Origin of the sequence: Streptomyces sp. NPDC006265 (genome assembly GCF_040613555.1) — a bacterium.
GTDB lineage: Bacteria > Actinomycetota > Actinomycetes > Streptomycetales > Streptomycetaceae > Streptomyces.
The window spans coordinates 1-7,881 of the sequence record NZ_JBEXSH010000404.1; the positions used below are offsets into that span (position 1 = coordinate 1).

A 7,881-nucleotide genomic window follows, 5' to 3' on the forward strand; every position below is an offset into this window, starting at 1 on the left:
CACCTGCGGTTTCAGCCGAAGATGTCGTACTGCTTGAAATCGGTGCCGACGGACTTCCTTGTGGCAAAGATCTCGCTCGTCCCCTTGCCGGTGCCGTCTCGTTGAGATCCCCGGGGCGCGCCGCCCCGCGCCCCGGAGGTCAGCCCCATGAGCACGCCGCCCCTCGTCTCAGGCCACGAAGGCTCCCACGCCCTGCGGCCGTTGCTCGAGACCGTCATCGAAGCGCTGGACACCGGCGCCCGGGCACGAGGCGGACCCCTGCCGGCGGGCGGCCCGGAGGCCGTCGCGGCCCGGACCCGGAAGGCGGTCGGAGACGTCCTCCCCGACCGCGGCGACCCGCACGCCGTCCGCACCCTGGTCCACGCCTTCGCCGAGACAGCCGCCGACCCCGCCCACCCCCTGTGCGCCGCCCACCTCCACTGCCCCCCGCTCGCCGTCGCCGTGGCCGCCGACCTCGCCGCCTCCGCCCTCAACCCGTCGATGGACTCCTGGGACCAGGCGCCGGGGGCATCCGAACTGGAGAGGCTGGTCGCCGGAGCACTGGCCCGCGAGATCCACGCAACCGGCACCCCCGACTCCCTCGTCACCACCGGCGGCACCGAATCCAACCAGCTCGCCCTGCTCCTCGCCCGCGAGGCCCACGGCGGATCCGTACGGCTCGTGTGCGGGGCCAACGCCCACCACTCGCTGCCCCGCGCCGCCTGGCTGCTCGGACTGCCCGAACCCGTCGTCGTACCCGCCCCGCGCGGAACGCTCGACCCCGACGCGCTCGACGACACCCTCACCCGCCTGAGAGGCCCGCTGCTCGTCGCCGCCACCGCCGGCACCACCGACGCCGGACTCATCGACCCCCTGCCCGAGATCGCCGCCCACTGCGCGGCCCACGGCGCCCGGCTGCATGTGGACGCCGCCTACGGCGGCGGCCTCCTCTTCAGCGACCGGCACCGCACCCGGCTCACCGGCCTCGACGCCGCCCACACCGTCACCCTCGACCTGCACAAACTCGGCTGGCAGCCGGTCGCCGCGGGCCTCCTCGCCGTCCGGGACACCCGCGACCTCACCGCCCTGCGGCAACGCGCCGACTACCTCAACGCGGACGACGACACCGACGCCGGCCTGCCCGACCTCCTCGGCCGGTCCCTGCGCACCACCCGCCGCCCCGACGTCCTCAAACTCGCCGTCACCCTCAAAACCCTCGGACGCAGCGGCCTCGGCGCGCTCGTCGACCAGGTCTGCGCCCACGCCCGGCAGTTCGCCGCCCTCGTCGACGAACACCCCGGCTTCGAACTGCACGCCCCGCCCGTCATCAGTACCGTCCTGTTCCGCCCCACCGGCGCCACCGACACCACCGTGGCCGCCGTACGCCGCGCACTGCTCACCGACGGCTCCGCCGTCCTCGGCCGCGCCCGCCTCGACGGCCGGCTCTGGCTCAAGGCCACCCTCCTCAACCCCGCCACCGGGCCCGACGACCTGGCCGCCCTGCTGCACCTCGCGGCAGCGAGCCGAGCCACCCTCGTGGAAGGACACGCCCCCCGATGAACCCCGCCCCGACCCCCGAACCCGACGCCCCCCGCGACCTCGTCGGCATCGGCATCGGCCCCGCCAACCTCTCCCTCGCCGCGCTCGCCCACCCGCTCGATGACCTCGACACCGTCTTCTACGACCAGCGCCCCGCCTTCGGCTGGCACCCCGGCCTGCTCATCGAAGGCGCCACCATCCAAGTGCCGTTCCTCGCCGACCTGGTGTCCCTCGCCGACCCCACCAGCCCCTGGACCTTCCTCAACTACCTCAGGTCCCGCGAGCGGCTGTTCCCCTTCTACTTCGCCGAGCGCTTCCACATCCAGCGCACCGAATACGACGCCTACTGCCGCTGGGTCTGCGAGAACCTCCCCGGCCTGCACTTCGGCCACCAGGTCGACGCCGTCCGCTGGAACCCCGAACGCGACGCCTTCGAGGTCGACTTCACCCAGCTCGACACCGACGGCGAAGCCGAGGCCCTCGGCCGGACCTACTCGCGCAACGTCGTCCTCGGCATCGGCACCGAGCCCCACGTCCCCGACGCCCTCAAGCCCCTCGTCGACGCACCCGGCGTACCCGTCGTACACGCAGCCGACTACCTCGACCACCGCGCCGCACTCCTCGCCGCCGAGCACGTCACCGTCGTGGGCATCGGACAGTCCGGCGCCGAGATCTTCCTCGACCTGCTCCGCAACAGGCCCGCCGGACACGAGAAACTGCACTGGCTGGGCCGCACGGAGGCCTTCGCCCCCATGGAGTACTCCAAGCTCGGCCTGGAGCACTTCACCCCCGACCACACCCGCTACTTCCACGCCCTGCCCGAATCCACCCGTGACCGGCTCGTCGACGGCCAGTGGCAACTGCACAAGGGCATCGACGCCGCCACCATCGCCGCCGTGCACGACGAGCTCTACCGCCGCACCCTGCACGGCGGCTGGCCCGACGCAGTCCTCACCCCCGGCGTCCGCGTCCGCACCGCCGGCCGGGTCGCCACGACCAAAGTCGAACTGCATCTGGAACACACCCTCCAGGACAGCCGCTCCCGCCTCACCACCGACGCCGTCGTCCTCGCCACCGGCTACCGCGAGCGCCCCCTCGACCGCATCCTCGCCGGCCTCGACCCCTACATGTGCCGCGACAACCAGGAGCGGCCCCGCATCGACGAGGACCACCGGCTCGTCCTCGACCCGTCCGTCACCGGCACCGTGTACGTCCAGAACGCCGAGACCCACACCCACGGCGTCGGCGCCCCCGACCTCGGCCTCGCCGCCTGGCGCAGCGCGATCATCCTCAACTCCCACACGGGCAGGGAGGCCTACCCGCTCCCGAGCCGCACCGCCTTCACCACCTTCGGCCTCACCCAGCGCCGGCACGTCCCGACGCCCCGCGAGGCACCGGCACTGACCCCGCTGGTCGACGACCGAAGGTGACGAAGCACGCGGATCAGAAGACGGGCGTGCCGTTACGGGTGAGCTTCCAGTCGACCCCCGCGAACGCGGCCGGATCGATCGACCCCTTCGCCTTCACCCAGGCGATCATGGTGTTGCGGATCTCGTCCGAGTTCGACCACAGCAACTGGGCCGCGGCGACATGCGGGAAGTTGCCGCCGCCGTTGGCCCGGTAGTTGTTCACCGCGAACACGAACTTCGCGTCGTCCGCGAGCGGCTGCCCCTCGAACCGCACGTCCGTCACCCGCGCCCCGGCCGGCTTCGCGATGTCGATCTCGTACGTCAGACCGCTCACCACGTCGTAGTTGTAGTCCGGCGTGCCGTTCGCGTTCGTCAGCTTCGCCGGATCCACCGCCGCGTCCGGCGCCGTCTGCACGAAGTAGTTCGCCGAGAACTCCAGGTACGCCTTCATCTGCGCACCCGTCATCAGACGCGCCTCCAGCGTGTTCTCGAAGACGTACAGACCCGCCACGTCCCGGATCGTCACCTGACCCGCCGGGATCCGGGCACTGCGCGAGAAACACGCCGCCTGCGACAGCACCGGCAGCGACGCGTGCTCCGTGCCCCCCAGCGCCTGCTTCACCGTGTCGGCCTGGATGTGGTTGATCAGATCGATGATCGCCACGTCCTTGTACGGCGCCTCGGCCGACGTCATCTCCGCCGCGTTGGTGCCGATGACCTGGTTGACGTACGCCACGACCTTCTCGTGCTCGTCCACGAGCAGCTTCGTGATCTTCGAGTCCTCCTCCACCGTGTTGGAGTTCAGGACCTTCGCGCCCACCTTCTCGACCTTCCAGCAGCCCCTCTCGAAGACCAGCTCGAAGTCGAACAGCGTCAGCCGCTGGCCCCACTTCAGCGGCTCCGACAACACGACCTGCTTCCCCGTCTCCTTGTTCGTGACGAAGTACTCGGGGATCTCCGTGTGCGCGTGCCCGACCAGGATCGCGTCGATACCCGGCACCTGCTCGGCCACCAGAGCTGCCGCGTTCTCGATGTACGGCAGCTGGTCACCGTAGGACGACGTCCCCGACGAACCGCTGTGCGCCGACACGATGACCACGTCCGCGCCCATCGACCGCAGCTTCGGCACCCACTTCGCCGCCTGCTCCTCCAGACCCGGGAACGTCATCTTCCCCTGCACGTTCGCCTTGTCCCAGATCGCGATGCCCGGGTTGGTCAGCCCCAGCACCGCCACCTTCACGTCCCGCCCGTGCGGCGTGCGCAGCCGGTGCATGCTGTACGGCGCGAACGCCGGCCGCAGCGTCTTCGCGTCCAGCGCGTTCGCGCCCAGCAGCGGGAAATCACACTGCTGCTCGAACTTGCGCAGCACCGGGATGCCGTAGTTGAACTCGTGGTTGCCGAGCGCCGCCGCGTCGTAGCCCATGGCGTTCATCGCCTGCGCCATCGGGTGCACCGGGCCGCCCTCGGCCGTGATCGGGTCCACCTTGGCGTAGTAGTACGACAGCTGCGTGCCCTGAATGGTGTCACCCGCGTCGATCAGCAGCGTGTTGCGGCGGCCCTTCTCCGCACGGACCCGGTTCACCAGCGTCGAGACCTTCGCCAGACCGACGTCGTTGTGATCCTTGTCGTCGAACTCCTTGTCCGTGAAGTAGTCCCAGTTGAAGACGTTGCCGTGCAGGTCCGTCGTCCCCAGCACCGTGAACGCGTACCGCCTGGCACCCCGCTTCGCCTCGGCCGCCTGCGCACCCGGCGCTGAGACCGCACCGGCCAGCGCCACCCCCGCCCCGGTCACGGCGGACTTCTCCAGGAACTTCCGGCGGTTCAACGGCATGACGGGCTCCCCTGCGGAATCTGTGAACGACGCGCGTAGATGACGCGCGTAGATTCTGACCCGCCCACGACCGGCCGCAACAGACCCGGCAGGTTGCGATCTGATGACTCGTCCCCCCGATCCCCGGCCGCCAACCAGCCCAGACATGACAGAGTGGGGCGTATGACCGCGGCCACCCCAGACGCCTCACAGCCCGCCGTCCCCTACGGCACACCCGAGGCCCCCCGCATCGCCGTCCGCGGCGAAGCCCGCCTCGAAGTCGACCCCGAGATCGCCCGTATCGGCATCACCGTCGCCGCCCGCGGCCGCGACCGCCGCTCCGCCCTCGACGACCTCACCCGCCGCAACGCCGGCATCCTCGACCTCGTCAAGTCCTACGGCGACGCCGTCGAACGCCTGGAGACCGGCGCCTTCTCCATCACACCCGAACTCACCAAACACGGCCGCGGCGAACGCGTCCGCACCTACCACGGCAGCGTCCGCGTCACCGCCGAACTCACCGACTTCACCGCCCTCGGCGAACTCACCACCCGCCTCGCCGACCTCGAACTCACCCGCGTCGACGGCCCCTGGTGGGCCCTGCGCCCCGACTCACCCGCCCACCGCGAAGCCCGGAAGAAAGCCGTACACGAAGCCGTCCAACGCGCCCGCGAGTACGCCGAAGCGCTCGGCACCAGCCTCTCCGCCCTCGTCGAACTCGCCGACATCGGCGCCGAGAGCACCCCGCCGGCCCACCCCCAGGCCCCCGGCCGCATGCGCTCCGCCGCCTTCGCCGGCGCCGCCGAGGACACCCCCGCCCCCCTCGACCTCGAACCCCAGCGTCAACGCGTCCACGCCCAGATCAACGCCCGCTTCACCATGGTGCCGCCGCAGCTGTAGGCACGCGCACGGGATTCTTTCGAAAATCGGACCGAATTCCTCGAGTGCTCATCGGAGCACCCCGCCGCAATTCAACACTTGTCAATAACGCTTCACGCAAAGTCTGTTGAGCGGTCACCCTCGACCAATTCACTACCAGTCGGTAACTCATAGGCTCGATCCATGCGCCGAGCAAAAATCGTCTGCACCCTGGGACCCGCCACCGACTCGTACGACCAGATCAAACACCTGGTCGACGCCGGAATGGACGTAGCCCGCCTCAACCTCAGCCACGGCGGCCACGCCGAACACGAGGAGCGCTACCACCGGGTCCGCAAAGCCGCCGACGAGACCGGCCGCAGCGTCGGCCTCCTCGCCGACCTCCAAGGCCCGAAAATCAGACTCGGCCACTTCACCGAAGGCCCCGTACTCCTCGAACGCGGCGACACCTTCACCATCACCGTCGAAGAAGGCACCGAAGGCGACGGCCAGATGTGCGGCACCACCTACGCCGGCCTCGCCACCGACGTCACCACCGGCGAACGCATCCTCATCGACGACGGCAAAGTCTGCCTCGAAGTCACCGCCGTCGACGGCCCCCGCGTCCACACCACCGTCCTCGAAGGCGGAGTGATCTCCGACCACAAAGGCCTCAACCTCCCCGGCGCCGCCGTCTCCGTCCCCACCCTCTCCAAAAAGGACGAGGACGACCTCCGCTGGGCCCTGCGCACCGGCTTCGACGCCATCGCCCTCTCCTTCGTCCGCTCCGGCCGCGACATCCAGGACGTCCACCGCATCATGGACGAGGAAGACCGCCGCCTCCCCGTCATCGCCAAAATCGAAAAACCCCAGGCCGTCGACACCATCGACGACATCGTCGCCGCCTTCGACGGCATCATGGTCGCCCGCGGAGACCTCGGCGTCGAAATGCCCCTGGAACACGTCCCGATCGTCCAGAAGCGCGCCATCAAACTCGCCAAGCGCAACGCCAAACCGGTCATCGTCGCCACCCAGATGCTCGACTCGATGATCGACAGCGCCAGGCCCACCCGGGCCGAGGCCTCCGACGTCGCCAACGCCGTCATCGACGGCACCGACGCGGTGATGCTGTCCGGCGAGACGAGCGTCGGCAAGCACCCCGTCGAAACCGTCCGCACGATGGCCCGCATCGTCGAAGCGGCCGAGGAGGACATCCTGGCGAAGGGCCTCCCGCCTCTGACCGAACGCAACAAACCCCGCACCCAGGGCGGTGCGGTCGCCCGAGCGGCGGCCGAAATCGGCGACTTCCTCGGCGCGAAGTTCCTCGTCGCCTTCACCCAGTCGGGCGACACCGCCCGCCGCCTCTCCCGCTACCGCTCCCCGATCCCCCTCCTCGCCTTCACCCCCGACCAGGCCACGCGCTCCCAGCTCGCCCTGACGTGGGGCGTGGAGACGTTCCTGGTACCGGAGGTCGGTTCGACCGACGCGATGGTCGACCAGGTCGACGAACTGCTCCTCCGCTACGGCCGCTGCGCCAAGGGCGACACGGTCGTCATCACGGCCGGCTCCCCGCCCGGCGTCTCGGGCTCGACGAACATGGTCCGAGTCCACCACATCGGAGAGGACGACAGCCCGAAGTAGGGCGCCGTCAGTATTTGGGGCCTACGTGGGCGTCCATGAAGGCTACGGAGGCTTTGCGGGCGACGGAGATGTTGCGTGCGTTCGCCTGCTTCCAGTCCACGCCCACCTGGTCGAGGGCTCTGGTGAAGAGCCGGATGATGTCGGCCGAGAGGTTGGTGAAGAAGTACCGCGGATATTCGTAGCGCTTCCGCTCACCGCCGACCATCCGCGTCGTCCAGTTAGTGATCCGGCAGCCGTCGGAGTGAATGAGTCCGCGGATGAACTCCCAGGGGTGGGCGTCGACGATGGCCTGTTGCCAGGGTTCGAGGGTGATCCGGCGTTCGTGTTTCACGCCGGGGCCATGCTGGGGGAAGAGGTGCGGCCAGTGCCTGCTGTAGCTGACCACCGAGACGTATCCCTGAGCTTGCGTGCGGAAGGCGCACCCGGTCGGGTTGATGGTGCGCATCGCGATCTCGCAGGCGTCGATCAGGCCAGGCCATGAGTTCGCGCACGCGATCCTCAGGTAGTAGCCGGTGCTGCGAGGGTGGCCGCTGATGCAGCCATCACCGAGTGTCGGCGGTCTCTGAACCTGGACCCCTTTGGGGTCGGTGACTTTTGACCCCGTGTGCAGTTGTTCACCCGGTTGCCGCGCTCGGTGTGCGGCCG

General features: G+C 69.7%; 6 protein-coding genes. 4 read left to right on the forward strand and 2 right to left on the reverse strand.

Annotation, left to right across the window (positions count from 1 at the left end; translation table 11 throughout):
• Positions 1-147 precede the first annotated feature (147 nt).
• Together ABZ281_RS28240 and ABZ281_RS28245 are read left to right on the forward strand one after the other, a co-directional pair.
• Positions 148-1,539: an aminotransferase class V-fold PLP-dependent enzyme gene (locus ABZ281_RS28240; RefSeq protein WP_356659907.1), complete on the forward strand. Its 1,392-nt coding sequence runs from the start codon at positions 148-150 to the stop codon at positions 1,537-1,539.
• A complete protein-coding gene (locus ABZ281_RS28245; RefSeq protein WP_356659909.1) occupies positions 1,536-2,948 on the forward strand; it encodes a SidA/IucD/PvdA family monooxygenase in 1,413 nt (470 codons plus the stop codon). The genes ABZ281_RS28240 and ABZ281_RS28245 overlap by 4 nt, the downstream gene beginning before the upstream one ends.
• Positions 2,949-2,961: 13 nt before the next feature.
• On the opposite strand, the gene ABZ281_RS28250 is transcribed toward ABZ281_RS28245, so the two are convergent.
• Positions 2,962-4,758 (reverse strand): 5'-nucleotidase C-terminal domain-containing protein, encoded by a 1,797-nt coding sequence (locus tag ABZ281_RS28250; RefSeq protein ID WP_356659911.1) that lies wholly within the window; start codon positions 4,756-4,758, stop codon positions 2,962-2,964.
• A gap of 162 nt (positions 4,759-4,920) precedes the next feature.
• On the opposite strand from ABZ281_RS28250, the gene ABZ281_RS28255 reads away from it, so the two are divergent.
• Both ABZ281_RS28255 and pyk read left to right on the forward strand, forming a co-directional pair.
• Positions 4,921-5,637 carry an SIMPL domain-containing protein gene (locus ABZ281_RS28255; protein ID WP_356659913.1) on the forward strand — a complete coding sequence of 239 codons (717 nt, stop codon included), beginning with the start codon at positions 4,921-4,923 and terminating at the stop codon, positions 5,635-5,637.
• 162 nt (positions 5,638-5,799) lie between these two features.
• Positions 5,800-7,236 (forward strand): pyruvate kinase, encoded by a 1,437-nt coding sequence (pyk, locus tag ABZ281_RS28260; protein WP_356659915.1) that lies wholly within the window; start codon positions 5,800-5,802, stop codon positions 7,234-7,236.
• A gap of 7 nt (positions 7,237-7,243) precedes the next feature.
• Here pyk and ABZ281_RS28265 read toward each other — a convergent pair whose 3' ends face one another.
• Positions 7,244-7,846, reverse strand: a complete 603-nt coding sequence (locus ABZ281_RS28265; RefSeq protein WP_356659917.1) for a helix-turn-helix domain-containing protein — start codon at positions 7,844-7,846, stop codon at positions 7,244-7,246.
• Positions 7,847-7,881: the final 35 nt, after the last annotated feature.

Coding starts and splice junctions, on each gene's coding strand:
- pyk (WP_356659915.1), top strand. CDS start 5,800: ATGCGCCGAGCAAAAATCGTCTGCACCCTGGGACCCGCCACCGACTCG.
- ABZ281_RS28245 (WP_356659909.1), top strand. CDS start 1,536: ATGAACCCCGCCCCGACCCCCGAACCCGACGCCCCCCGCGACCTCGTC.
- ABZ281_RS28255 (WP_356659913.1), top strand. CDS start 4,921: ATGACCGCGGCCACCCCAGACGCCTCACAGCCCGCCGTCCCCTACGGC.
- ABZ281_RS28240 (WP_356659907.1), top strand. CDS start 148: ATGAGCACGCCGCCCCTCGTCTCAGGCCACGAAGGCTCCCACGCCCTG.
- ABZ281_RS28250 (WP_356659911.1), bottom strand. CDS start 4,758: ATGCCGTTGAACCGCCGGAAGTTCCTGGAGAAGTCCGCCGTGACCGGG.